Origin of the sequence: Streptomyces umbrinus (assembly GCF_030817415.1) — a bacterium.
Classification (GTDB): domain Bacteria; phylum Actinomycetota; class Actinomycetes; order Streptomycetales; family Streptomycetaceae; genus Streptomyces; species Streptomyces umbrinus_A.
Genome location: NZ_JAUSZI010000002.1, coordinates 4,394,078 through 4,418,140, shown reverse-complemented (window position 1 = coordinate 4,418,140; position 24,063 = coordinate 4,394,078). Strand labels below are relative to the sequence as shown.

Here is a 24,063-nt window from a genome sequence, read left to right as displayed (position 1 = left end):
CGCGCTTCGGCCGGGTCGCCGACACCCCTTTTCCCCGTACGCCGCCTGCGTTCTGCCTGCTCAAAGGGGGCCGGATGTGACGCCTACGCGACCCACGAGCCGACCGGTTTCCCGGGGCGCCGCGGACCTGTGGCTATCCTGCCTAGTTGTTGTGCGGACCGGAAGGACGCCCGAAGGGGGGCGGGCCGCCCGGTCCGACTAGAGCGAGGAGGCGTCCGGGCGATGGAGACGACAAGTCGGGTAGGCGCGCAGGCGCCGGCTGCGGAGGGCGGACAACAGGTCCCCTCCGCCCGGCGCACGGTCGACGGCTACCTGCTGGCGCCCTTCCCGTGGTACGGCCTCGACGAGGCCTTCACGGGACCGCGCTGGCTGATGCAGGTCGGTGCTTCGGCCGACGGAGCCATTGAGCACGGATCGATCGGGCACGGCGACGAGCCCTCGGTACGCGGCGAGACCACGGAGGACAAGGAGCGGTTCGCGGTCGTGGTGACCGTGGCGGCCAGCCCGGTGCGGCGCAGTGCCGACGGCACGGGGCTGTTGGAGGCCACCTCGGTGTCCTCGGCGGCCTGGCTCGCGGGGGTCGGGCTGCTGTCCTTCACCTGGCCCGGGCAGATGGACCACACGCTGCGGGACGACTGGCTGGACCAGCAGACCGAGACGGCGTGGGTCCTCGCGGACGATCTGGACGGCGCCGACTGGTCCACGCTCTCGCTTCCCGTGGACGGCGTTCCGACGCCGTTCCACTACCGCGAGTCCGAGTTCGGGTGGGTTCTTGCGGGGTCCACGCAGGAGGGGGTCCACCTGGGGGCGTACGGGCGGGGGATGAGCGCGTACGGGTTGGGCTTCGCCGTGATCAAGGACATCGCTACGTACGCCTAGGCGGCGGGCTGAGCGAGGAGGGCACCGTCTGCTGACGGTGCCCTCCTCGGTGTCGTTCGTCGCCCGCGGGTGCGTGGGGGCTGGTCGCGCAGTTCCCTGCGCCCCTGGAGGGGGTGGCTGAGGCCGGTGGGTACACGTGCGGGTTGTTCGTGGCTGAGCGCGCAGTTCCCCGCGCCCCTAAAAGCAGGCCCGTCTCTTTGAGGGGCGCGGGGAACTGCGCGACCAGCCCCCACCGGCCCGCAGCCGCCCCACAAGAAGCGGCCGCAGGGCATTGGGCGAAGTCCTAGAACTTGTTCCGCGGGGTGATGCCCAAGGACATGCCCGACAGACCCCGCTGACGGCCGCCCAGCTTGCCGGCGATGGCTCGCAGGGCGGACCCCGCGGGGGAGTCGGGGTCCGTCAGAACCACCGGCTTGCCCTCGTCGCCGCCCTCGCGGAGGCGGAGGTCGATGGGGATGGAGCCGAGCACCGGGACGGTGGCACCGGTGGTGCGGGTCAGGCCGTCGGCGACCGACTGGCCACCACCCGTGCCGAAGATGTCGACCATCTCGTCGCAGTGCGGGCACGGCATGCCCGACATGTTCTCGACGACGCCCACGATCTTCTGGTGGGTCTGGACGGCGATCGAGCCGGCCCGCTCGGCGACCTCGGCGGCGGCCTGCTGAGGCGTCGTCACGACCAGGATCTCCGCGTTCGGGACGAGCTGCGCGACGGAGATCGCGATGTCGCCCGTACCCGGCGGAAGGTCCAGGAGCAGGACGTCCAGGTCGCCCCAGTAGACGTCCGAGAGGAACTGCTGGAGGGCGCGGTGGAGCATCGGGCCGCGCCACACGACGGGCGCGTTGCCGGGGGTGAACATGCCGATCGAGATGACCTTCACGCCGTTCGCCGACGGCGGCATGATCATGTTCTCGACCTGGGTCGGGTGGCCGTCGGCGCCGAGCATGCGGGGCACGGAGTGGCCGTAGATGTCGGCGTCCACGACACCGACCTTGAGGCCGTCGGCGGCCATCGCCGCCGCGAGGTTGACCGTCACGGACGACTTGCCGACGCCGCCCTTGCCGGAGGCGACCGCGTACACACGCGTCAGCGAACCCGGCTTGGCGAACGGGACCTCCCGCTCGCCCTGGCCGCCGCGCAGCGCGGACGCCAGCTCCTTGCGCTGTTCGTCGCCCATCACGTCCAGCGTCACGTCGACACGGGTGACGCCCTCGACCGCCGCGACGGCGTCCGTGACGTTCTTCGTGATGGTCTCGCGCATCGGACAGCCGGAGACCGTGAGGTAGACGGTGACCGCGACAGCACCGTCCGCACCGATCTCCACCGACTTGACCATTCCGAGCTCGGTGATCGGACGATGGATCTCGGGGTCGTTCACTGTCGCCAGTGCTTCACGCACCGCGTCTTCCGTAGCCATAGGGTCGATGGTACGGCGCTTCCCACCGGCCCTGGAAAGCCTGTCACCGGTCGTCTACGTCACGTCCCCGAGGGTGTTCTGCCGGGAATACGACACGAGCGTCGCCGCGCGCCCCGGGACGCCGCTCGTCCAGCTCCTTGACCAGGTCCTCCAGCTCCGAGCGGATCCAGTCACGGGTGGCGACCTCGCCGAGGCCCATGCGCAGCGCGGCGATCTCCCGGGTCAGGTACTCGGTGTCCGCGATGGACCGCTCGTTCTGCTTGCGGTCCTGTTCGAGGTTGACCTTGTCGCGGTCGTCCTGCCGGTTCTGCGCGAGAAGGATCAGCGGGGCGGCGTACGAGGCCTGGAGCGAGAGCATCAGCGTCAGGAAGATGAACGGGTAGTTGTCGAAGCGCAGGTCACGCGGCGCGAACACATTCCACACCACCCACAGGATGATGACGAACGTCATCCAGACGATGAACCGCCCGGTGCCGAGGAAACGGGCGATCCGCTCGGACAGCCGGCCGAAGGCCTCCGGGTCGTACTCGGGCAGGAACCGGCGCCGCGGCGGCTGCGGCTGGTCGAGCCGGGTGCGCGGCCGGCCGGCGGCGGTCGCCCCGGTGGCGGCCCGTTCGCGGGAGGCCTCGCGCTCAGGAGCCATCAGAAGCCCCCTCACCGGCCGTCTCCGCCGGTGTCTCCCCGTCCAGGTGGAACTCCGTCTCGCGCCAGTCCTCGGGCAGCATGTGGTCGAGTACGTCGTCCACGGTGACCGCGCCCAGCAGCGAGCCGCTCTCGTCGACGACGGGCGCCGCGACCATGTCGTACGCCGCGAAGAAGCCCGCCACGACGGGCAGTACGGCCTCCGGGTCCAGCGGCTGCAGATCGTCGTCGATCATCGAGCCGACGAGCGTGTACGGCGGATCGCGCAGCAGCCGCTGGAAGTGGACCGTGCCCAGGTACTTGCCGGTCGGCGTCTCGTCCGGCGGGCGGCACACGTACACCTGGGCGGCCAGCGCGGGGGAGAGGTCGGGGTTGCGCACCCGCGCGAGCGCGTCCGCGACGGTCGCGTCGGGACGCAGCACGATCGGCTCGGTCGTCATCAGACCGCCCGCGGTGCGCTCCTCGTACGCCATCAGCCGCCGTACGTCCGCCGCGTCGTCCGGCCGCATCAGCGCCAGCAGACGCTCCTTGTCCTCCTCCGGCAGCTCACCGAGCAGGTCGGCCGCGTCGTCGGGGTCCATCGCCTCCAGGACGTCGGCGGCGCGCTCCTCCTTGAGCTTGCCGAGGATCTCGATCTGGTCGTCCTCGGGGAGCTCCTCCAGGACGTCCGCGAGCCGGTCGTCGTCCAGGGCGGCCGCGACCTCCGCGCGCCGCTTGGAGGACAGATGGTGCAGCACGTTCGCGAGGTCGGCGGGGCGCAGCTGCTCGAAGGTGGCGAGGAGGTTCTCGGCGCCCTGCCCGTGCTCCTCCAGCGAGAACCCGGTGACGGCCGACCACTCGACGGTCAGCGTCTCGCCCCTGGCCCGCCGGAAGGCGCTGCCCATGCGCCCCTTCCGTACGAAGACCCGGTCGATCTCCCAGTCGCGACGGGCGGGCAACTGCTGGATGGAGATGTCGAGGACGGTGACCTCCTCGTCCGTCTCGACGAGCGTGACCCGCCGGTCGAGCAGCTCCCCGATGACGAGCCGCTCGGTGGGCCGCTGCTCGAAGCGGCGGACGTTGAGGACGCCGGTGGTGATGACCTGACCCGACTCGATGCCGGTCACCCGGGTCATGGGCAGGAAGATGCGGCGGCGGGTGGACAGTTCGACGACGAGGCCGAGCAGCCGAGGGGGCCGCCTCCCGACGCGCAGCATGGCGACCAGGTCGCGCACCCGGCCCACCTGGTCGCCGCTCGGGTCGAAGACGGCGATGCCGGAGAGGTGTGAGACGAAGATCCTGGGGGCGCCTGCCGCCATGCCCGCGCCTCCTTCTTCGTACGGGCTTCGGTACGGGTGTTTTGGTGTGTCATGTCCGCTCGGGTGGGCTTCAGGCTAGCCCGTCCCGGTCGGATACGCCCTGGTGAGCGGTGCGGACGGACTGACTCCGAGTGGCGTAGGGGGCCCCGGTACGCTGCGGTACGCCGTTGAGGTCACCCGCATGAGAGGCAGCGCCACCTGTGACTGCGATTCCCCAGGGACGTACCCGTAGGGCCGCGTTGGCGAGCGCCGTGTGTGCGCTGGTCGTGACGGGGACAGGGGTGACGGGGTGCGGCGGTGACGACCCGGACGCGGGCACGAACGGGGTCGGGAAACTGCCCCCTGCCAAGATCCAGAGCAGAACGCAGTCGGCCGCCCAGGCCGCGGAGACGGTACGGCTGTCGGGCGCCGTGATCAGCGGCAAGCGCACCTACAAGCTGGACATGCAGCTGAAGGGTGACGGCGGCACCGGCTCGGTCACTTCGAAGGGAGTGACGTTCCAGCTCCTACGGGTCGACGAGCACCTCTTCATCAAGGCCGACGCGGACTTCTGGGACCACCAGGACGGCAAGAGCGACGACGGTACGTCCGACGCGACGGCCGCGGGCAAGCTCGAGGGCAAGTATGTGAAGGTCCCCAAGGGTGACCCCGCCTACAAGCAGCTCAGTGTCTTCACCGACAAGGACGTGCTCCTCGACGGCCTCCTCACCCTCCACGGTGAGCTGGCCACCGACGGCCACCATGAGCAGCGCGGGCTCCGCACGATCCGGATCACCGGTGACAAGGGCTCCGGCGGCGAGCTGGACGTCTCCCTGGAGGGCAAGCCGTACCCTCTCCTGCTCGTCCGCGCCGGCGGGGCGGGGACGCTCCGCCTGACGGACTGGGGCAAGGGGTTTGCCCTGGAGGCCCCGGACAAGGACGACACGGTCGACTATGGACAGCAGCTCCCGTCGTCCTGAGGGCTGGTGCAGGGTTGTGGGTCGGCTGCGGGTGCGTGGTGGCTTGTCGCGCAGTTCCCCGCGCCCCTGGAGGGGGTGGCTGAGGCCGGTGGATGCAAACGCGGGTTGTTCGTGGCTGAGCGCGCAGTTCCCCGCGCCCCTAAAGACAAAAGCAGGGGCGCAGCCACGCTTTTAGGGGCGCGGGGAACTGCGCGACCAGCCACGAACAACCCGCAGACGACAACGGCCCCCGCGGAGCGTTCAGCGGCGCTTGCGCTTCTTGAAAAGCAGCCGCGGCAACCCCGCCGGAATCGCCTGCCGCGTAGTCGCAGACGTAGGCAACGGCACCGCGGCGAGCGATCCGTCCGGCAGCGACGCGGTCGACCCCGTCGGCGCGAGCCGAACCACCCGGCACTCCCGGGCCCACCGCCCGGTCATGGCCTCGCCGTCGGGCGCGTTCAGCCGCTTGCCCTTCAGCTCGCCGACGGCCGCGTCCCACTCCTCGGACCCGGGAGCGAGCTCCACCACCTTCGCGGACCAGGAGACAAGGCGACCGCCCTTGTCCTTGCTGCGGACGGTGACGACGGCCTCGCCCCCGTCCACGAGCCCGGGCAACGGCTGCTCACCGGGCCCGTCCCCGACCAGACACACCGCCCCGTCGTGCCACACGTGCCACAGGGCCTGGGAGGACGCACCGTCCTTCTGGACGGAGACCCCGGCCCCCTGGGCGGGAAGCCCCCGCACCCAGACGAGTCCGGACTTCTTGGTGGCCTCCTCGACGAGGGCCTGATCGAGCAGCTGATCCGACATGGGGCCAGCCTAGTGCCGGGCCCCTCGGGGCAGGTCAGAGCCAGCCGTTGCGCTTCAGGGTGCGGTGGATGCCCAGGCAGAGCACCACGGTGATGCCCATGATCACCGGGTAGCCGTACTTCCAGTGCAGCTCCGGCATGTGGTCGAAGTTCATGCCGTACACACCGCACACCATCGTCGGCACGGCGATGATCGCCGCCCAGGAGGTGATCTTGCGCATGTCCTCGTTCTGCGCGACGGAGGCCTGCGCGAGGTTGGCCTGGAGGATCGAGTTGAGCAGTTCGTCGAAGCCGACGACCTGCTCCTGGACCCGCGCGAGGTGGTCGGCGACATCGCGGAAGTACTTCTGGATGTCGGGGTCGACCAGCCGCATCGGCCGCTCGCTGAGCAGCTGCATGGGCCGCATCAGCGGCGACACCGCGCGCTTGAACTCCAGCACCTCGCGCTTGAGCTGGTAGATCCGCGCCGAGTCGACACCGCGCGACACCCCGCCCCGGGGCCCGGGCGAGAACACCTCGGTCTCGACCTCGTCGACGTCGTCCTGAAGGGCGTCCGCGACGGCCACGTACCCGTCGACGACGTGGTCGGCGATGGCGTGCAGCACGGCCGAGGGGCCTTTGGTGAGCAGCTCGGGGTCGTCCTGCAGCCGGTGCCGCAGCGCCCGCAGCGAGCCCTGGCCGCCGTGCCGCACGGTGATGAAGAAGTCCCGTCCGGTGAAGCACATCACCTCGCCGGTCTCGACGACCTCGCTGGTGGCGGTGAGCTCGTCGTGCTCGACGTAGTGGATGGTCTTGAAGACGGCGAACAGTGTGTCGTCGTACCGCTCGAGCTTGGGGCGCTGGTGGGCGTGGACGGCGTCCTCGACGGCCAGCGGGTGCAGCCCGAACTCGGCGGCCACACCGGCGAATTCGGCCTCGGTCGGCTCGTGCAGACCGATCCAGGCGAACCCGCCGTCCCGCCGCGCCTGACGGATCGCCGCACGCGGGGTGAGGCCGTCGTCGGACGGGAGGCGGACGCCGTCGCGGTAGACCGCGCAGTCCACGACGGCCGAACTGGCCCCGGCCGCGCGGGTGGTGTCGTACGCGCCGCCGTCCTTGCGCAGCGAGGGACGGACCGCGGCACGCAGGTCACGAATCATCGACATGGCTGGCTCCTTCGCGGAACGAGAGCCGCCGGCAACGGTTGAGACTGCCCGGAATGGGGACGTCCTGACTGCGGATGTTTGGCACGTCCACAAAGCGGGGAGCACCGCACCGTCGCGGTGGCAGCTTCGCTACTGATACAGATCAGAAAATTCAGACAGATCAGGAAAAACGAAGTGCTCTTCCGTTGTGCACCGGAGGCCAGGACGCGAGAGCGAGAGGTGGCAGCCAGTAGAGCGTGAGCTCTGGAGCTGAGAGGGACTCAGCAGCCGGAAGAGCGGGTGGTACTGCACGGTCGACTTCGATCCATGGAGCCCCACCTCCTCCGGCCGGTCCCCCGTAGGGGAGGTCCATCCCCCGTAGGGGAGTCTCATGCGTCGAGACTGTCGAGACTTGGGTCGGGACTCGAGAGCGACGCTTCTGCGTGCTGCCCCGACCAGCGGCCAAGACTATCAGCCGACTGAAGTGTCAAGCCGTCGCTTTGCCCGTCACTGACGAGTTCTATGCTCGGCGCATGGCTGATGTTCTTCCTCTGGTCGAGACCCGGTTGCGTACCGCGCTGGGCGAACCGGACGCGCGCGCCGCGGTGACCTTCCTCGGCACGGACCGCATCGAGGTGCTCCGTTTCACGGACGGAACCGGCGGAGGAACGGACACGGGGATCGTCCGCTACGCCACGCTCGGCATGTCCGCCCAGCCGATGGCCGACCCCACGGCGGTCGTCGCAGACCCGGTCGCGGGTCCGCGCGCCGAGCTGGTCCTCTCCGTACGGGCCGGCGCCGCCGACACCGACAAGGTGCTCCGCCCGCTCGCCGTACTGGCCGCGTCCCCGCAGGTCGAGGGCCTGGTCGTGGCCCCGGGCGCCTCGCTCGACGTGGGTGAGCCCCTGTGGCCGGGCGCCCCCTTCACCTCCGTACTGGTCGCCGAGGCGGGCGGTCTGATCGAGGACCTGGAGCTCGACGCACCCCTCGATCCCGTACGTTTCCTGCCGCTGCTCCCCATGACGCCGAACGAGGCCGCGTGGAAGCGGGTGCACGGCGCGGGGGCCCTCCAGGAGCGCTGGCTGACGAGCGGAACGGACCTGCGCGATCCCTCACGCACGTCCGTCCCACTGGACTGATCCGGGCGGCCCGGGGGTGAGTAACGTCACCAACCCGTGGCCGAAATCCGTCAGTTGGCAAACACGGCCACACTGTCCTCGGTCGCGTGCCGGGTCTCGAGTTCCTCGGCCTCGTGTGCGAGCGACTTCCGGCGTACGAGGACGACGACCGCACCCAGTACCGCGGTGACCGTCGCGACCACGAACGGGATGTGGATGTCGGTCCACTCCTCGATCCTCGGCGCGAAGAAGGGCGCGGCGGCGGCCGCGAACCAGCGGACGAAGTTGTAGCCGGCGCTCGCCACCGGGCGCGGGGCGTCCGAGACGCCGAGCGCGAGCTCCGTGTAGACGGTGTTGTTCACGCCGATGAAGGCGCCGGAGAGGATCGTGCAGACGACGGCCGCGGTGTGGCTGCCGTAGCCGAGGACGAGCACGTCGGCCGCGAGCAGCACCAGTGAACCGCCGAGCACCTTCAGCGACCCGAACCGTGCCTGCAGTCGCGGCGCCACGAGCACCGAGAACACCGCGAGCAGCAGCCCCCAGGCGAAGAAGACCGCGCCGGACTTGTACGGGCTCATGTTCAGCACGAACGGCGTGAAGGCCAGCACGGTGAAGAACGTGTAGTTGTAGAAGAACGCGGAGGCGGCCGCCGAGGCGAGCCCGCCGTGGCCGAGCGCCTTGATCGGGTCGAGCAGGCCGGTCTTGCGCGCGGGCTTCGGCTGCTCCTTCAGGAACGCCGTGATGCACAGGAACCCGATCGCCATCAGGACCGCGGTGCCGAAGAACGGGTAGCGCCAGCTGGCGTCCCCGAGCAGTGCGCCCAGCAGGGGTCCGCAGGCCATGCCGAGGCCCAGGGCGGACTCGTACAGCAGGATCGCCGCGGCGCTGCCGCCGGCCGCCGCGCCGACGATGACCGCGAGGGCCGTCGAGACGAACAGCGCGTTGCCGAGCCCCCAGCCCGCGCGGAATCCGACGAGTTCGCCGACCGAACCGGACGTGCCGGACAGGCCCGCGAAGACCACGACCAGGGCGAGGCCGAGGAGCAGGGTCCTGCGGCCGCCGATGCGGCTGGAGACGAAGCCCGTGACCAGCATCGCGACGGCCGTGATCAGGAAGTAGGAGGTGAAGAGCAGCGAGACCTGGCCCGCGGTGGCGTCCAGGCCCTTGGCGATGGAGGGCAGGATCGGGTCGACGAGCCCGATGCCCATGAAGGCGACGACGGATGCCCCGGCGGTCGCCCAGACCGCCTTCGGCTGACGCAGGAGGCCGCCGGCCCCCGCGTCGAACGTGTCCCCTTCGGCGGGACCTCCTGTGTGCTCTGCCGTACCGCTGTTCATGCCGGCTCCTTCACTCCTCGCATCGGGATCGTTGGCGTATACACATAATAAGTTAGCTCGACTAATAAATGCAAGCTACATCTAGTTTTCCGAGGTGAGGGGAAGGTGACAGGCACACGCCGGACGGGTGATCGTCCTTGACGCAACCAAATACGGGGAGGACCGTTGGGCCCTATGAGGGGCGAACCCAGTTGCCCGAAGTGTGGTGGCCGGGTCAGGGCTCCCGGCCTCTTTGCCGACTCCTGGCAGTGCGATGTGCACGGCATCGTGCATCCGCTGCAGCCCGTGATCCCGCCCAGCGTCGAAGCCCTCGGCGTGGTCGTGCACCGTGCGCGCGTACCGGTGTGGATGCCGTGGCCGCTGCCCGTCGGCTGGCTCTTCACGGGCGCCGCGTTCGCCGGCGACGACCGCAGTGGCGGTCGCGCCACGGCGGTGGCCTGCTCCGGGCCGGGGCCGCTCGGTGGCATAGGGGAGCTGGTGCTCATCGCCGAGGAACTCGGGGTCGGGCTCGGCGCGCGGTACGCGGGGATCGACGGGCCCGATCCGGGGCCGTACATGAGCGTCGAGAAGCCCGCCCAGGCGAAGTTGCTCGCCGCGGGGCGGCCGACGCCGTTGTGGCATGTCGCCGGGACACCCGACGACCGGGCCGTCTTCGCGGGGGAGGCGCGGGGGTTGTGGCTGTGGGCCGTTGTGTGGCCCGAGCAGTCGGGGTTGCTGATGTATGACGAGCTGGTGCTCACGGATCTGCGGGATGCGGGGGCGGAAGTGGATCTGTTGCCTTGTGGGGCGTTGTCGCCGCGGATTCTTGAGCCGTAGTTTTTTGGGCGGCCACGGGGGTGGGGTGTCTGTGGTCTGCCGGGTGCGGGTGGTGTGTGGCTGGTCGCGCAGTTCCCCGCGCCCCTGAAAAGTGCGGGCGTGCTGCCACGGAGCTGTCCTCCTGCGCCCCTGAAAAGAACAAGCGCCCTGCCGCAGAGCCGTTTGTAGGGGGTGACCCCGTGCTTTGGGTGTGACAGGGGGCGTTCCTGGGGCCGTTATCCTTGAGCGGTCCGTCTTGTTCCGTTCGTGTCTGGAGTCTGTGTCGTGCGCATCGATCTGCACTGCCACTCCACGGCGTCCGACGGTACGGACACCCCCGCCGAGCTGGTGCGCAACGCCGGTGCCGCCGGGCTCGACGTCGTCGCGCTGACCGATCACGACACCACCCGCGGGTACGCGGAGGCCCTGGCGGCCCTGCCCGCCGGGCTCACGTTGGTGACGGGAGCCGAGCTCTCCTGCCGTCTCGACGGAGTGGGGCTGCACATGCTGGCGTACCTCTTCGATCCCGAGGAGCCCGAGCTGCTGAGCGAGCGCGAGCTCGTACGCGACGACCGGGTGCCGCGGGCCCAGGCGATGATCGCCAACCTCCAGGAGCTGGGCGTGCCGGTCACCTGGGAGCAGGTCGAGCGCATCGCGGCCGGCGGTTCCGTGGGGCGGCCGCACATCGCCACCGCGCTGGTCGAGCTGGGTGTCGTACGCAGCGTCTCCGACGCGTTCACGACCGAGTGGCTCGCCGACGGCGGGCGCGCCTACGTCGAGAAGCACGAGTCGGACCCCTTCGAGATGATCCGGCTCGTCAAGGCCGCGGGCGGCGTGACCGTCTTCGCGCATCCCGCCGCCTCCAAGCGTGGGCAGACCGTGCCGGAGTCCGCGATCGCGGAGCTCGCGGCGGCCGGGCTCGACGGGATCGAGGTCGACCACATGGACCACGAACCGGCCACCCGGGCCCGACTGCGCGGCCTCGCGGGCGAGTTGGGGCTGTTGCCGACCGGCTCCAGCGACTATCACGGCAGCCGCAAGACGTGTGTGCTCGGGGAGTTCACGACGGATCCCGAGATCTACGGGGAGATCACCCGGCGGGCCACCGGCGCGTTTCCCGTACCGGGCGCCGGCGGAGGCGCTGGGCGCTGAGCGGTCCCGCCGACCCCCGGCACGGTCTCGTTCGCTTCCTGCCCAGTTCCGCTCGGTTCCTGCCCGGTTCCCGCTCAGTCGCTTCCGAAGGCGGTCGCGCCCCGGGCCATGCCCACCGGTTGCCGGCTGTGCCCACCCCTCCCGGGCCGCGCAACGCCTGCCCACAGCGATGGGCGCTGCGCCGTCCTACGGCCCGTCCTCGCTGTTCCACTTCCTCGTCTCGTCCCTCTTCTCGCAAGGCTCACCGTGTTCGACCTCGCCGTCTTCGGCTCCCTCTTCCTGACCCTCTTCGTCATCATGGATCCCCCCGGGATCACCCCGATCTTCCTCGCGCTGACGGCCGGACGGCCGGCCAAGGTGCAGAAGCGGATGGCGTTCCAGGCCGTCTGCGTGGCCGGCGGAGTCATCGCCGTCTTCGGGCTGCTCGGGCACCAGATCCTCAACTACCTGCACGTGTCCGTCCCCGCGCTGATGATCGCGGGCGGGCTGCTGCTCCTGCTCATCGCGCTCGACCTGCTCACGGGCAAGACGGACGAGCCCAAGCAGACGAAGGACGTCAACGTCGCCCTCGTGCCGCTGGGCATGCCGTTGCTCGCCGGGCCGGGCGCGATCGTGTCCGTCATCCTCGCCGTGCAGAAGGCCGACGGCGTGGCGTCGCAGGTGTCGGTGTGGGCCGCGATCGTCGCGATCCATGTCGTGCTGTGGGTGGTGATGCGGTACTCGCTGCTGATCATCCGGGTCATCAAGGACGGCGGTGTCGTGCTGGTGACGCGGCTCGCGGGCATGATGCTCTCCGCGATCGCCGTGCAGCAGATCATCAACGGCGTCACGCAGGTCATCCAGAGCAGCTGAGCGCCTTTGCGCGCGCCCTCCGCGGTGCCGCGCAACGCAGAACCGCACCCTCCGAGGCGCCGGCCGCGCAACGCAGAACCCCCGTACGGCGTCGGTGCCGTACGGGGGTTCTGAAGTCTGTCTGTCCGTCAGTCAGTCTTCGTCTGTCGAGCGTCCGATGTTATGAGGCCGAGGTGTTGGCCGGGCGGATCCAGAGGCGCTGCCCGATGGCTGCGGCCTGCTGAACGATCCGGTTGACGGAGGCGGCGTCCACGACGGTGCTGTCCACGGGGGTTCCGTCGACGTCGTCAAGGCGCATGATTTCGAAGCGCACAGGCTTCTCCCTTCGTCTGGTCATCCTCCTGAGGAGAACTACTTGGTTACATAGGGATCCAACGGCATGCGTGTTACAAACATTCCCTACGCTAAAGAAATTTTTCGAACGGCTAACTACTGACTGGTATCCGACCGGTCTCCAAGCCGGCTTTCAGATCGATTTCCGGACCGGTTGTGTTCGTCCCGTGACCGCCTGCGACAATGAGGCGCATATGAATGACGACCTCGATCCAGCGGTGCTCGGTGCGCGTATCGACCGCACGAACGAGCTGCTCCTGCGCATGCTCGCCGAGGTGGCGAAGACGCCGTCGACTCATGCGATCTTCGTCGACGCGGGGTATCTCTACGCGGCCGCGGGCCGGCTCGTCGCCGGGACGGAGGACCGCCGGGCCTTCGATCTGGACGCCGAGGGACTCATCGAGGCGCTCATCGACCGGGCCCGCACGATCTTCGCGGACAGCAGGCTGCTGCGCGTCTACTGGTACGACGGGGCGCGGCGCCGCATCCACACCGCGGAGCAGCAGTCCATCGCCGAGCTGCCCGACGTGAAGGTCCGCCTCGGCAACCTCAACGCCAACAACCAGCAGAAGGGCGTCGACTCCCTGATCCGTACGGATCTGGAGTCGCTGGCCCGGCACCGCGCCATCAGCGACGCGGCGCTCATCGGCGGCGACGAGGACCTGGTCTCGGCGGTCGAGGCGGCGCAGGGGTACGGGGCCCGCGTGCACCTCTGGGGCATCGAGGCGCCGGAGGGGCGCAACCAGGCGGAGCCGCTGCTCTGGGAGGTCGACAGTCAGCGCACGTTCGACCTGGAGTTCTTCAAGCCGTACGTCGCCCGGCGGACCTCCGCCTCGTACGACACGTCGGCGGCGGGCCGGCCCACGCGCGAGGACGTGCGGTTCGTGGGCGCGCAGATCGCCGCGAAGTGGCTGGCCGCGCGGGGGCGCGAGGCGCTGGCGGAGCTGCTGCCCGGGCATCCCTATCTGCCAGGGCCTGTCGACCAGGATCTGCTCGTGGAGGCGGAGGGGCTGCTGCAGTACTCGCTGCGGGGGCAGGCGGATCTGCGAAGGTCCCTGCGGGACGGCTTCTGGGAGCACTTGCAGGGGCAGTACTAGCTCGTCTGCTGCTTCGGGCCGGCCCCATAAGGGGCGCGGGGAACTGCGCGCCCAGCCACGAACGGCCCGCAGCCGAAGAACTTGCGGGCAGAGCGTCAGCTCACCTGGTGCCAGAACGCCGCGAGCGCCTCCGCCGTCTCCCGCGGACGGTCCGAGTTGGGTGAGTGCTCGGCCCCGCCGACGATCGTGCGGTGCGCGTCGAGGCGTACGGCCATGTCGTCGAGGAGCGGCACAGGCCATGTGTCGTCGCGTTCGCCCGACAGGACATGGACGGGCAGTCCGACGGCGGCCAGCTCGGCCACCCGGTCGGGCTCCTCGCACAACTGCCGCCCCGCCGCGATGAGTTGGGCCGGGCTGTTGCCGAGCCAGCGCCGCTTCAGGTCGTCCTGGTCGTCCAGACCCGCGTCCAGGTCGCCCTCGGCGTCCTCCGGCGGCTCAAGCGCCTGGATGGCCTCCCACACCTGACCCAGGTCCATCACGGCGAGCGCGTCCCGCAGGAGCTTCACGCGCTGCTGCTGGGAGGGGGAGATCTCGGCGGGGCCCGACGCCATCAGGGTGAGCGACCGGAAACGGGACGGATCCAGCAGCACGGCCGCCCGGGCGACCTGCCCGCCGAAGGAGTGGCCCACGAGGTGGACGCGCTCCCGCGGGCCGTCGGTCGGACCGCCGGTCAGCGCGTCGATCTGGGCGAGGACGTCCTGCGCCAACTCGGCCTGCGCGTAAGGCGCTTCGTCGTTTGTCGGGCCCGGCGACTCGTACTGACCGCGCCCGTCCACGGCGACGGTCCGGTATCCGGCCGCGGCCAGCGGTTCGTGCAGCGAGATGAAGTCCTCCTTGCTGCCGGTGAACCCCGGCAGCAGGAGCGCGGTGCCCTTCTCGGGGCTGCCCGCCTCGATCACGGCGAACTCCCCGCGCGCGGTGGCGAGCCGATACGCGCGGGCTCCGGACGGCGGGACGAAAGTGGCGGGCCTGCTCATGAGGAGGAGGCTATCCGGGGAACCTTTCGAACGGCATGCCGGGCGGCGGCCGAGGGACGACGGGCCGGGGACACGGCCCACGACCGTGTGCGGGGACGCCGACGACGGCCTGTGGCCGTGTGCGGGAATGCCGCGATGGGCCGGCGGTCGCGCGGGACGCCGACGAGGGGCCCCGCGACCGTGTGCGGGAATGCCGGCGACGGCCTGCGACTGTGTGCGGGGATGCCGGCGACGGCCTGCGACTGTGTGCGGGAATGCCGACGACGGGCCTGCGACCGTGTGCGGGAACGTCGCGACAGACCCGCGACCGCGTGCGGGAACGCCGACGGCCCGGCCCCGCCGAAGGGGGACCGGGCCGTCAGGTGTGAGCGTCAGCTCTCCGTCGTCTCGGCGACCGCTGCCGTCTTGCGCGCACGGCGGCGGGGCTTGGCCTCGGGGGCGGCCTCCGCCGTGACAGCGTCCGCGACGGTGGCCGTGGCCGCCGTCTTGCGGGTGCGGCGCGGCTTGACCGGGGCCTCGGCCGGGGCGGCCTCGGTGGCCTGGGCCGGGATGTCGGCCTCGGCGACCGCGACCTTGCGGGTGGTGCGGCGGCGGGGCTTCGTCTCGGCAGCCTCGGTCGCCTCCGCGGTGTCCACGGCGGCCTCTGCGGCTGCCGCGGTCTTGTGGGTGCGGCGCGACTTCGTCGCCGCGGCCGCCGGTGCCTCGACTGTGGTGCCCTCAGCGGTGTCCACCGCTACCTCGGCGGCCTTGCGCGTACGCCGACGCGGCTTGGCCTCCGCGACGGGCGCCTCGTCCACCGGAGCGATCTCCGCGACAGTGGCGGCCGTGACGGCCTTGCGGGTGCGGCGGCCCGGCTTGGCCTCGGCCTCCTCGGCCACCTGGGCCGGGATGGCGGCTTCGACGGCTGCGGCGACCTCGTCGGAAGCGGCGGCCTTACGAGTACGGCGGCGCGGCTTGGCCTCCGCGGCCTCGGCGGTGTCCAGGGCGGCCTCCGCGGCCGCCGTGGTCGTCGCCTTGCGAGTGCGGCGCGGCTTGGCCTCGACGGCCTCCACCGGCTCGACAGCGGCTTCCACCACGGCCTCGGGGGCCTGGGCGGCCTTCCGCGTACGGCGGCGCGGCTTCGTCTCGGTGACCTCCGCCGCCTCGACGACCGTGCCCTCGGCGGTGTCCACCGCGGTCTCGGCGGCCGTGGCGGCCTTACGGGTCCGGCGGCGCGGCCTGGTCTCGGACGCCGGCTCGGACACCTCGACCGCCTCGGCGACGGGGGCCACGGGAGCCGTGGGTGCCTCCTCGACGACGGCGACCTCGGGCTGAGCGGCCTCCGCGGTCCGGCGCGAACGGCGGCGACGCGACCTGGGCTCCGCGGCGACCGGTTCGGCCGACGCGATCGGCCCGGCGGCGTCCGCCACCGTGCCCTCGGCCGTGGCGACGGCCGTCTCGGCGGCCTCCGACGCGCCACCGGAACGCGTACGACGACGGCGACGCGGCGTGCGCGGCTCCGTGGCCGCGGCGGCCGGCGCCGACTCCGTGGTCTCAGGGGTGGTCTGCTGCTCCGTGGCGTCGAGCGGCGTGCCGTTGCGGGTGCGGCGACGGCGACGCGGCGTACGGGCCGGGCGCTCGCGGTCGCGCTCGGCGACCGGGGCGGAGGCCGAGGCCGGGGCGCCGGAACGGCCACCGCGGCCGCGCGGGCCACGCCCGCCGGTCTCGCCGAGGTCCTCGACCACCTCGGCGGAGAGACCGGCGCGGGTGCGCTCGGCACGCGGCAGGACGCCCTTGGTGCCCGCCGGGATGCTCAGCTCCTCGTAGAGGCGCGGGGACGTGGAGTACGTCTCCGGCGGGTCGCTCAGACCGAGGTCCAGCGCCTTGTTGATGAGCTGCCAGCGCGGGATGTCGTCCCAGTCGACGAGGGTGATCGCGATGCCCTTGGCACCCGCGCGGCCCGTACGGCCGATGCGGTGCAGGTACGTCTTCTCGTCCTCGGGGGACTGGTAGTTGATGACGTGCGTGACGCCCTCGACGTCGATGCCGCGCGCGGCCACGTCGGTGCAGACGAGCACGTCCACCTTGCCGTTGCGGAAGGCGCGCAGCGCCTGCTCGCGGGCGCCCTGGCCGAGGTCGCCGTGGACCGCGCCGGAGGCGAAACCGCGCTGCTGCAACTGGTCGGCGAGATCCGCCGCCGTCCGCTTGGTGCGGCAGAAGACCATCACGAGACCGCGGCCGTCGGCCTGCAGTATCCGCGAGACCATCTCCGGCTTGTCCATGTTGTGCGCGCGGTAGACGAACTGCTTGGTGTTGCGGACCGTCTGGCCCTCGTCGTCCGGCGCCGTGGCGCGGATGTGTGTGGGCTGCGACATGTAGCGGCGCGCGAGACCGATGACCGCGCCCGGCATGGTCGCCGAGAACAGCATCGTTTGACGGCGGGCCGGCAGCATGTTGATGATCTTCTCGACGTCGGGCAGGAAGCCCAGGTCGAGCATCTCGTCGGCCTCGTCGAGGACGAGGGACTTGATGTGCTTGAGGTCGAGCTTCCGCTGGCCCGCCAGGTCCAGCAGCCGGCCCGGGGTGCCGACGATCACGTCGACGCCCTTCTTGAGGGCCTCGACCTGCGGCTCGTACGCCCGGCCGCCATAGATGGCCAGAACGCGTACGTTACGGACCTTGCCGGCGGTCAGCAGGTCGTTCGTGACCTGCGTGCACAGCTCGCGCGTCGGGACGACGACGAGGGCCTGCGGGGCGTCGGTGAGCTGCTCGGGCTGGGCCCGGCCCGCCTCGACGTCCGCGGGAACGGTCACGCGCTCCAGGAGCGGAAGGCCGAAGCCCAGCGTCTTGCCGGTGCCGGTCTTGGCCTGGCCGATGACGTCGGTGCCGGTCAGGGCAACGGGGAGCGTCATCTCCTGGATGGGGAAGGGACTCGTGATGCCGACCGCCTCAAGGGCCTCGGCAGTCTCGGGAAGGATCCCGAGGTCTCGGAAAGTAGTCAGGGTGCTGCCTCTTCTGTGTACGCGGTGCGAGGCGAGCGCGGGGGTCGTGTCGGGACCGTGCCGGGGACGTCGGCCGCTCTTGACCAGCGGGCCGGGTGGCATGGGACCACTGCCGACGCTCGAGCTCTCGTGCCGCTGAGGGTTCCCTCCGGGTGTCGTACGCAATGTGCCGTACCGACGTGGAGGGCTGTCTGGTCGGAGCCGATCGGGCCACCGACCGGGCATCCTCATTCGTGCGGCCCGTCGAGTTACGTAGATCAACTCAGCGAGCGCATTACCACCATACCCCGGAATCGCGCATATGCGATGGCCGATTTGGTCACGTAGTCGTCGTCACACTGATTGACCAGGGCCTTCCGTCGTACGGTGGGCGGGCTATTGTGCGCTTCATGACGACGCCTGACAACGCTTCCGACGCATCTGCCGCTCACACCGGAGTCGCCGCCCAGGACTGGGCCAAGGCCTCCGTCGACCCCCAGTACCGCGCCGCGGTCGTGGACCTGATCGGAGCGCTCGCGTACGGGGAGCTGGCGGCGTTCGAGCGCCTCGCGGAGGACGCGAAGCTGGCGCCGACGCTCGCGGACAAGGCGGAGCTGGCGAAGATGGCGTCGGCGGAGTTCCACCACTTCGAGCAGTTGCGGGACCGGCTCACGGAGATCGGGGCGGAGCCGACGCAGGCGATGGAGCCGTTCGTCGCCGCGCTCGACGGTTTCCACAAGCAGACCGCGCCCTCGGACTGGCTGGAGGGGCTCGTCAAGGCGTACGTCGGCGACTCGATCGCCAGTGACTTCTACCGGGAGGTCGCGGCCCGCCTCGACTCCGATACGCGGGGACTCGTACTGGCCGTGCTCGACGACACCGGGCACGCGTCGTTCGCCGTCGAGAAGGTGCGGGCCGCCATCGACGCGGATCCGCGTGTGGGCGGTCGACTCGCCCTGTGGGCGCGGCGGTTGATGGGTGAGGCGTTGTCGCAGTCCCAGCGGGTGGTTGCCGACCGGGACGCCCTGTCGACGATGCTCGTCGGTGGGGTGGCCGATGGGTTCGATCTCGCCGAGGTGGGGCGGATGTTCTCGCGGATCACCGAGGCGCACACGAAGCGGATGGCTGCGCTGGGCTTGGCCGCCTAGCCCTTTTTGGCGCCGGTTCGTTTTCTGGGCTCGTTTGTTTTCTGCGGGTGCGTGGGGGCTGGTCGCGCAGTTCCCCGCGCCCCTAAAGGGGCGCCTCAGTCGTCGTCTCTTACACCGTTGCCGAGTGGCGGCCGAGTCTTCCCGCGGGGCGCAGGAGCAGGGAGACGGAGGCTGCCGAGACCGCCACCGCGCCGAGCATTACGGGCAGGAAGCCGACGGAGCCCAGGGCGGTGTGGGTGAGGAAGGCGCCGAAAAGGCCTCCCGCGATGCCTGTCCCGAGGACGAGGCGGCGAGCGGGCAGGCGGTGCGGCAGGCGATACGCGGCAGCCCAGGCCAGTGCCAGACCGAGGATCGCGGAGCCGAGCGCTTCCAAGAACATCAGGGGGTCCCTCCCGCACGGCCGTGTGCACTTCGGTCGTAGCCCTGCATACCCGTGACCTGCGGAATGCAATCCTCCTCTGTGAGCGAGTTGTGCTCCATCCGTGAAGCACGGACACCTGGGGCGAGAGCATGGAAAAGGGGCTCGGCGGCAGTTGCCACCGAGCCCCTTCTCTTCGCCTTACAGCGCGCTGAAGCCCACCTTGCGGGTCGTCGGCTCGCCGAGCTCCACGTAGGCGAGGCGGTCCGCCGGAACCAGGACCTTGCGGCCGTGGTCGTCCACGAGGCTGAGCAGCTGCGACTTGCCGGCCAGCGCCTCGGACACCGCGCGCTCGACCTCTTCCGGGGTCTGACCGCTCTCCAGAACGATCTCGCGGGGCGCGTGCTGCACGCCGATCTTGACCTCCACGGCTATGTCCCTCCGACGGTCACTGATGTGCGCGTTCGTCCGCGCCGTACGCAGCACACATTAGCCCGGTGAGGGGACGTACATGCTCCGCCCGAGAACGCCAGGAGCGAACATCCGGTGGGAACAAAGTGGCGGTCAGTGGTGATCCCCCGTGGTGACCTCTGTGATCCCCGGGATCAGTGCTGCCGCGATCCCCGTGATCAGTGGTGCTCGCTGCCGTGCAGCGGGAAACCGGCGATGCCCCGCCATGCCAGCGAGGTCAGCAGCTGCACCGCCTGGTCGCGCGGCACGCTGCGGTCGCTGTGCAGCCAGGAGCGGGCCACCACCTGGGCGAGTCCGCCGAGACCCGAGGCCAGCAGCATCGACTCGGCCTTGGACAGACCGGTGTCCTCCGCGATGACCTCGCAGATCGCCTCCGCGCACTCGAACGTGACCTTGTCGACCCGCTCGCGCACGGCGGGTTCGTTCGTCAGGTCCGACTCGAAGACCAGGCGGAACGCGCCGCCGTCGTCCTCCACGTACGCGAAGTACGCGTCCATGGTCGCCCGCACCCGCAGCTTGTTGTCCGTGGTGGACGCCAGGGCGGCCCGCACGGCCTGCAGCAGTGACTCGCAGTGCTGGTCCAGCAGCGCGAGGTAGAGGTCGAGTTTGCCGGGAAAGTGCTGGTAGAGCACCGGCTTGCTGACGCCCGCGCGTTCGGCGATGTCGTCCATCGCGGCCGCGTGATACCCCTGCGCGACAAACACTTCCTGGGCAGCGCCGAGGAGCTGGTTGCGTCGGGCACGGCGCGGCAGGCGTGTGCCCCGCGGGCGCGCCGCCTCTGTCTGCTCGATGGCTGTCACGCCGCCTCCCAAAATCGTCCACATTGCGGTGAGCGCCGCGCGGCCATCGTACTTTTCGGTAACCGTGGTGTGCGCGGTGCGAGCGCAGAATTTCACGGACCGGACGCCGGTGAAAACCCTGCATAACGCTTGATGAAGGGGCATACCGGGCGGTCAGGTCTTCTCCGGCCCCGGCCAGGTTCGCCTCACCTCGGCTCAGCGGTAGTCGTCCTCGTCGAGTTCGACGACTCTCGCCTGTTCCGCGAGGTCCGCCTCGTCGGCGCTGTCCTTGTCCGCATCGGTCAGCGATTCGTCGCGGTGGGGTGCCAGGTCCGCGTGCTGTTCGGCCGCGTCGGCTTCGGGGGCCTCGACACCGATCTCGGTGTCGTCGGATTCCTCGATGGTCTCGGGGTCGGTGGGGTCGACGGTCATGTGTCCTCTTCCCGAGTGGGTGCGAGTGCGCTCTTGTGCGAGTAACGAGTGCCCTCGTCTATGAAGCGTATGAGAGTCGAGATCGGGACGCTATGCGATCGCGCCGCCGTCCGGTCGTAGTCCGTCGTGCGACACCGGGCCCTGTGACTGCGAACACACGATCCAGCGCGTGATCGTCTCGTAACATTGCCGCATGTCTTCGACCGAACTGCCGTCCGTACTGGCCACTTCAGTCGCTCCGAAGGTCGGGACCGTCAGGGTGGCCGCGGGGGAGCGGCTGCGCACGGTCGGGCTCCCCGGGATCACGCTGACGGTGCGGTCGAGACCGCCGGTGCGGGAGGGACTGCCGCCCGCGCTGTACGTGCACGGGCTGGGCGGTTCCTCGCAGAACTGGTCGGCGCTGATGCCCCTCATGGACGGCCTCGTGGACAGCGAGGCCGTCGATCTGCCGGGCTTCGGCGACTCGCCGCCGCCGGACGACGGCGACTACTCGGTGACCGGGCACGCGCGCGCGGTCATCCGTTTTCTCGACGCGGCCGAGCGCGGTCCCGTGCACCTTTTCGGGAACTCGCTGGGCGGCGCGGTCACCACGCGCGTCGCGGCCGTACGGCCCGATCTCGTGCGCACGCTGACCCTCGTCTCGCCGGCGCTCCCGGAGATCCGGGTGCAGCGCTCGGCCGTGCCGACAGCGCTGCTCGCCCTGCCCGGTGTCGCGGGCCTGTTCACCAGGTTCACCAAGGACTGGTCGGCCGAACAGCGCGTACGAGGGGTCACGGCGCTCTGTTACGGCGACCCCGGCATGGTCACGCCCGAGGGATTCCGCAACGCGGTCGAGGAGATGGAGCGGCGGCTCGCCCTCCCCTACTTCTGGGACGCCATGGCACGCTCGGCACGCGGCATCGTGAACGCGTACACACTGGGTGGCCAGCACGGACTGTGGCGCCAGGCCGAGCGGGTGCTCGCGCCGACACTCCTCGTCTACGGGGGTCGCGACCAGCTCGTCTCGTACCGTATGGCCCAGCGCGCGGCACGCGCCTTTCGCGACTCGCGGCTGCTGACGTTGCCTGACGCGGGACATGTGGCGATGATGGAGTACCCGGAGACCGTGGCCACGGCCTTCCGCGAACTCCTCGCGGACACCGGCGAGTTGGCCGACACCGGCCCTACCAGCGCGAGGAGCTGAGGCGGGACGTGGGACGTCACAGCCGCCGCGGGCCGGCCCCCAAGGGCGACACCGCCGACATACACGTGGTTCCCGCTGCCCGGTCGGAACCGGAGCCGGAGAAGAGGAAACGGGCCGGGCGCCGGCGGGGGTCTGCTGAGCAGCAGGCGACTCAGCCGCCGAGGGGCGGGCCGCCGGCCCAGGGTGTGCCCCGGCTGCCCGAGGGGTGGGCACCCCGAGGGCCCGAGGGCGTACAGGGGCAGGGAGCTCCGCGGGGCGGGATGCCTCCGGGCGGGGCCCCGGGATTCGCGGGTGGCGCGCCGACGGGGGGACCTTCGCGGTTCTCCGGCGGCCCGCCGACGGGAGGAGCGGCCGGTGGGGGAGCGCCCGCCGGGCGGCTTCCCGACGGCACACCCGCGTACGGGTTTCCGCGCCTTCCCGACGGAACTCCGGCTCACGGCTTTCCGCGGATGCAGGACGGGCGGCCGCAGGACGGGCGGATGCAGGACGGAACGCCCGCTCGTGGGGTTCCGCGCCCGCAGGACGGCACCCCTGCCCACGGCTTTCCGCGGTTGCCCGACGGGACTCCGGCGCACGGGTTTCCCGGGCTGCCCGACGGGGCTCCGGTCCGTGGCACGCCGCGTTACCCCGACGGAACCCCCGCTCACGGCGTACCGCGGGTCCGCGGTGGGCACCCCGAGCAGCGCGAAACCGGCGGTGCGTGGGGCGAGTTGAGGGGTGGGACGCGCGCGGGCGCCGGGTACGGCGGACCGCAGGCATCCCCGCAAGGGCCTCCCGGGGCAGTGCGGCCCGGGCCCGGACAAGGTCAGGGCGGGCCGCCCGGCCGGCCCGGCCCGACGGTTCCCCGGCAGCGGTTCGCGCCGCCCCGGTCGGGAGCCGGCGGTCCCCGGCAGGCGTACGTCGACGCCTTCGACCAGGGCGACGACTCCTTCGCGCCCCGTCCGGCCGCCACGGCGACGCTTCGCTCGGGCCCCTACGCCTCCGTCACCGTCTGGGACGACGAGGTCGAGCACAAGGTGGCCCCGGGCGATCAGGAACGCCCGGACGCGCGGCCCGAGAAGGCCAGGGGAGGCAAGGGCCGGGCCTTCACCGGTATCGCGGCCGCCGCCGTCACCACCGTGCTTGCCGTTGTCGTGGCCGGGCAGGTCACCGGCGGGCGCGAGGACGACTCCGTGCGCCCGCAGTCCGCGAGCGGCGCCGACCGGGAGGGCAAGGACTCGGCGTCGCGCACCGACAGCCGTCCGGTCCCGTCCGCGTCGGCGGGCGAGGGTGCGGTCACGCTGTCGTACTCCCAGCAGATGGCGAAGAAGTATCCCCTGGCGGCCGATCTCAAGGGCTCCGGGGAATTCGACGCGGTCCCCGGATTCGCCAAGGCGCCGGGGACCGGGCGGAAATACACCTACCGTGTCGACGTCGAGAAGGACCTCGGCCTCGACGGCGGGCTCTTCGCGGAGGCCGTGCAGAAGACCCTGAACGACGACCGGAGCTGGGCTCACGACGGCGGACGTACCTTCGAGCGGGTCTCGTCCGGGAAGCCCGACTTCGTCATCACCCTCGCGAGTCCTGGGACGACGGCGTTCTGGTGTGCCAAATCGGGCCTCGACACCACCGAGGACAACGTCTCCTGCGACTCGGCCGCCACCGAACGCGTGATGATCAACGCGTACCGCTGGGCCCAGGGTTCCGAGACGTACGGCGACAAGATGTACGCGTACCGCCAGATGCTGATCAACCACGAGATCGGCCACCGGCTCGGCTTCGGCCATGTGAGCTGCAGTGTGGACGGCGCGCTCGCCCCCGTCATGCAGCAGCAGACCAAGTTCCTCGACCACGACGGAATCCGCTGCCGGCCCAACCCCTGGGCGTTTTCCGGGAGCTGACGCCTTTCCCCGGGAACCGACGGCATTTCGCCGGAGACCGGCGGGCCGTGACATGACGAAACGTGTTCGGTTGATCTCTTAGCG

The 24,063-nt window shown here is 70.8% G+C and carries 23 protein-coding genes; 10 read left to right on the top strand and 13 right to left on the bottom strand.

Going from position 1 to position 24,063, the window contains the following annotated elements; all coding sequences use genetic code 11:
- Positions 1-222 precede the first annotated feature (222 nt).
- A complete protein-coding gene (locus tag QF035_RS19275; protein ID WP_143636559.1) occupies positions 223-879 on the top strand; it encodes a hypothetical protein in 657 nt (218 codons plus the stop codon).
- 283 nt (positions 880-1,162) lie between these two features.
- Here QF035_RS19275 and QF035_RS19270 read toward each other — a convergent pair whose 3' ends face one another.
- From QF035_RS19270 to QF035_RS19260, 3 genes are read right to left on the bottom strand one after another with little or no spacing between them, the layout of a single operon-like run.
- Positions 1,163-2,296, bottom strand: coding sequence for an Mrp/NBP35 family ATP-binding protein (locus tag QF035_RS19270; protein ID WP_307521633.1), 1,134 nt, complete (start codon positions 2,294-2,296; stop codon positions 1,163-1,165).
- Between the two features lie 43 nt (positions 2,297-2,339).
- Positions 2,340-2,939 (bottom strand): DUF1003 domain-containing protein, encoded by a 600-nt coding sequence (locus tag QF035_RS19265; protein WP_307521632.1) that lies wholly within the window; start codon positions 2,937-2,939, stop codon positions 2,340-2,342.
- Positions 2,929-4,236, bottom strand: coding sequence for a magnesium transporter MgtE N-terminal domain-containing protein (locus tag QF035_RS19260; RefSeq protein WP_307521631.1), 1,308 nt, complete (start codon positions 4,234-4,236; stop codon positions 2,929-2,931). Before QF035_RS19260 ends, QF035_RS19265 begins: the two co-directional genes overlap by 11 nt.
- 200 nt (positions 4,237-4,436) lie before the next feature.
- On the opposite strand from QF035_RS19260, the gene QF035_RS19255 reads away from it, so the two are divergent.
- Entirely contained in the window at positions 4,437-5,195 is a 759-nt protein-coding gene (locus QF035_RS19255) for a hypothetical protein (protein WP_307521630.1), read from the top strand.
- Between the two features lie 240 nt (positions 5,196-5,435).
- Here the strand turns inward: QF035_RS19255 and QF035_RS19250 are convergent, their stop codons facing one another.
- Entirely contained in the window at positions 5,436-5,984 is a 549-nt protein-coding gene (locus tag QF035_RS19250) for a hypothetical protein (protein ID WP_307521629.1), read from the bottom strand.
- A 34-nt stretch (positions 5,985-6,018) separates the two neighbouring features.
- Positions 6,019-7,128, bottom strand: coding sequence for a magnesium and cobalt transport protein CorA (locus tag QF035_RS19245; RefSeq protein WP_055610556.1), 1,110 nt, complete (start codon positions 7,126-7,128; stop codon positions 6,019-6,021).
- Positions 7,129-7,640: 512 nt separating this feature from the next.
- Here QF035_RS19245 and QF035_RS19240 point away from each other — a divergent pair.
- Positions 7,641-8,246: a suppressor of fused domain protein gene (locus tag QF035_RS19240; RefSeq protein ID WP_307521628.1), complete on the top strand. Its 606-nt coding sequence runs from the start codon at positions 7,641-7,643 to the stop codon at positions 8,244-8,246.
- A gap of 50 nt (positions 8,247-8,296) precedes the next feature.
- Here QF035_RS19240 and QF035_RS19235 read toward each other — a convergent pair whose 3' ends face one another.
- Positions 8,297-9,562 carry an MFS transporter gene (locus tag QF035_RS19235; protein ID WP_307521627.1) on the bottom strand — a complete coding sequence of 422 codons (1,266 nt, stop codon included), beginning with the start codon at positions 9,560-9,562 and terminating at the stop codon, positions 8,297-8,299.
- 174 nt (positions 9,563-9,736) lie between these two features.
- Between QF035_RS19235 and QF035_RS19230 the strand changes: the two genes are divergently transcribed.
- The 3 genes from QF035_RS19230 (at position 9,737) to QF035_RS19220 (ending at position 12,361) form a co-directional block, all read left to right on the top strand.
- Entirely contained in the window at positions 9,737-10,378 is a 642-nt protein-coding gene (locus QF035_RS19230) for a DUF6758 family protein (RefSeq protein ID WP_055610553.1), read from the top strand.
- 264 nt (positions 10,379-10,642) lie between these two features.
- On the top strand, positions 10,643-11,509 hold the full coding sequence (locus tag QF035_RS19225; protein WP_307521626.1) for a PHP domain-containing protein: 867 nt from the start codon (positions 10,643-10,645) through the stop codon (positions 11,507-11,509).
- A gap of 246 nt (positions 11,510-11,755) precedes the next feature.
- On the top strand, positions 11,756-12,361 hold the full coding sequence (locus tag QF035_RS19220) for a MarC family protein (RefSeq protein WP_189837492.1): 606 nt from the start codon (positions 11,756-11,758) through the stop codon (positions 12,359-12,361).
- A gap of 160 nt (positions 12,362-12,521) precedes the next feature.
- Here the strand turns inward: QF035_RS19220 and QF035_RS19215 are convergent, their stop codons facing one another.
- The gene (locus QF035_RS19215; RefSeq protein ID WP_107102274.1) at positions 12,522-12,674 is read right to left on the bottom strand and encodes a hypothetical protein; all 153 of its coding nucleotides are present in this window, start codon (positions 12,672-12,674) and stop codon (positions 12,522-12,524) included.
- A gap of 214 nt (positions 12,675-12,888) precedes the next feature.
- On the opposite strand from QF035_RS19215, the gene QF035_RS19210 reads away from it, so the two are divergent.
- On the top strand, positions 12,889-13,791 hold the full coding sequence (locus QF035_RS19210; protein ID WP_307521625.1) for an NYN domain-containing protein: 903 nt from the start codon (positions 12,889-12,891) through the stop codon (positions 13,789-13,791).
- Between the two features lie 95 nt (positions 13,792-13,886).
- On the opposite strand, the gene QF035_RS19205 is transcribed toward QF035_RS19210, so the two are convergent.
- Both QF035_RS19205 and QF035_RS19200 read right to left on the bottom strand, forming a co-directional pair.
- Positions 13,887-14,768, bottom strand: a complete 882-nt coding sequence (locus QF035_RS19205; protein WP_307521624.1) for an alpha/beta fold hydrolase — start codon at positions 14,766-14,768, stop codon at positions 13,887-13,889.
- A gap of 371 nt (positions 14,769-15,139) precedes the next feature.
- Positions 15,140-17,659, bottom strand: coding sequence for a DEAD/DEAH box helicase (locus QF035_RS19200; protein WP_307521622.1), 2,520 nt, complete (start codon positions 17,657-17,659; stop codon positions 15,140-15,142).
- 479 nt (positions 17,660-18,138) lie between these two features.
- On the opposite strand from QF035_RS19200, the gene QF035_RS19195 reads away from it, so the two are divergent.
- Positions 18,139-18,876, top strand: coding sequence for a ferritin-like fold-containing protein (locus QF035_RS19195; protein ID WP_079052748.1), 738 nt, complete (start codon positions 18,139-18,141; stop codon positions 18,874-18,876).
- 109 nt (positions 18,877-18,985) lie between these two features.
- Here the strand turns inward: QF035_RS19195 and QF035_RS19190 are convergent, their stop codons facing one another.
- From QF035_RS19190 to QF035_RS19175, 4 genes are all read right to left on the bottom strand, one after another.
- Entirely contained in the window at positions 18,986-19,255 is a 270-nt protein-coding gene (locus tag QF035_RS19190) for a hypothetical protein (RefSeq protein ID WP_189837497.1), read from the bottom strand.
- 180 nt (positions 19,256-19,435) lie between these two features.
- Positions 19,436-19,663, bottom strand: coding sequence for a DUF3107 domain-containing protein (locus tag QF035_RS19185; protein WP_055610545.1), 228 nt, complete (start codon positions 19,661-19,663; stop codon positions 19,436-19,438).
- A 200-nt stretch (positions 19,664-19,863) separates the two neighbouring features.
- On the bottom strand, positions 19,864-20,505 hold the full coding sequence (locus QF035_RS19180) for a TetR/AcrR family transcriptional regulator (RefSeq protein WP_143636525.1): 642 nt from the start codon (positions 20,503-20,505) through the stop codon (positions 19,864-19,866).
- 195 nt (positions 20,506-20,700) lie between these two features.
- Positions 20,701-20,916: a hypothetical protein gene (locus QF035_RS19175; protein WP_307521621.1), complete on the bottom strand. Its 216-nt coding sequence runs from the start codon at positions 20,914-20,916 to the stop codon at positions 20,701-20,703.
- Between the two features lie 193 nt (positions 20,917-21,109).
- Here QF035_RS19175 and QF035_RS19170 point away from each other — a divergent pair, with 193 nt between their 5' ends.
- Entirely contained in the window at positions 21,110-22,099 is a 990-nt protein-coding gene (locus QF035_RS19170; protein ID WP_269654531.1) for an alpha/beta fold hydrolase, read from the top strand.
- Between the two features lie 479 nt (positions 22,100-22,578).
- Positions 22,579-23,979 (top strand): DUF3152 domain-containing protein, encoded by a 1,401-nt coding sequence (locus QF035_RS19165; protein ID WP_307521620.1) that lies wholly within the window; start codon positions 22,579-22,581, stop codon positions 23,977-23,979.
- The last annotated feature ends 84 nt before the right edge of the window (positions 23,980-24,063 follow it).

Coding starts and splice junctions, on each gene's coding strand:
- QF035_RS19275 (WP_143636559.1), top strand. CDS start 223: ATGGAGACGACAAGTCGGGTAGGCGCGCAGGCGCCGGCTGCGGAGGGC.
- QF035_RS19270 (WP_307521633.1), bottom strand. CDS start 2,296: ATGGCTACGGAAGACGCGGTGCGTGAAGCACTGGCGACAGTGAACGAC.
- QF035_RS19265 (WP_307521632.1), bottom strand. CDS start 2,939: ATGGCTCCTGAGCGCGAGGCCTCCCGCGAACGGGCCGCCACCGGGGCG.
- QF035_RS19260 (WP_307521631.1), bottom strand. CDS start 4,236: ATGGCGGCAGGCGCCCCCAGGATCTTCGTCTCACACCTCTCCGGCATC.
- QF035_RS19250 (WP_307521629.1), bottom strand. CDS start 5,984: ATGTCGGATCAGCTGCTCGATCAGGCCCTCGTCGAGGAGGCCACCAAG.
- QF035_RS19245 (WP_055610556.1), bottom strand. CDS start 7,128: ATGTCGATGATTCGTGACCTGCGTGCCGCGGTCCGTCCCTCGCTGCGC.
- QF035_RS19240 (WP_307521628.1), top strand. CDS start 7,641: ATGGCTGATGTTCTTCCTCTGGTCGAGACCCGGTTGCGTACCGCGCTG.
- QF035_RS19235 (WP_307521627.1), bottom strand. CDS start 9,562: ATGAACAGCGGTACGGCAGAGCACACAGGAGGTCCCGCCGAAGGGGAC.
- QF035_RS19230 (WP_055610553.1), top strand. CDS start 9,737: ATGAGGGGCGAACCCAGTTGCCCGAAGTGTGGTGGCCGGGTCAGGGCT.
- QF035_RS19210 (WP_307521625.1), top strand. CDS start 12,889: ATGAATGACGACCTCGATCCAGCGGTGCTCGGTGCGCGTATCGACCGC.
- QF035_RS19205 (WP_307521624.1), bottom strand. CDS start 14,768: ATGAGCAGGCCCGCCACTTTCGTCCCGCCGTCCGGAGCCCGCGCGTAT.
- QF035_RS19200 (WP_307521622.1), bottom strand. CDS start 17,659: ATGACGCTCCCCGTTGCCCTGACCGGCACCGACGTCATCGGCCAGGCC.
- QF035_RS19195 (WP_079052748.1), top strand. CDS start 18,139: ATGACGACGCCTGACAACGCTTCCGACGCATCTGCCGCTCACACCGGA.
- QF035_RS19190 (WP_189837497.1), bottom strand. CDS start 19,255: ATGTTCTTGGAAGCGCTCGGCTCCGCGATCCTCGGTCTGGCACTGGCC.
- QF035_RS19175 (WP_307521621.1), bottom strand. CDS start 20,916: ATGACCGTCGACCCCACCGACCCCGAGACCATCGAGGAATCCGACGAC.
- QF035_RS19170 (WP_269654531.1), top strand. CDS start 21,110: ATGTCTTCGACCGAACTGCCGTCCGTACTGGCCACTTCAGTCGCTCCG.
- QF035_RS19165 (WP_307521620.1), top strand. CDS start 22,579: ATGCAGGACGGAACGCCCGCTCGTGGGGTTCCGCGCCCGCAGGACGGC.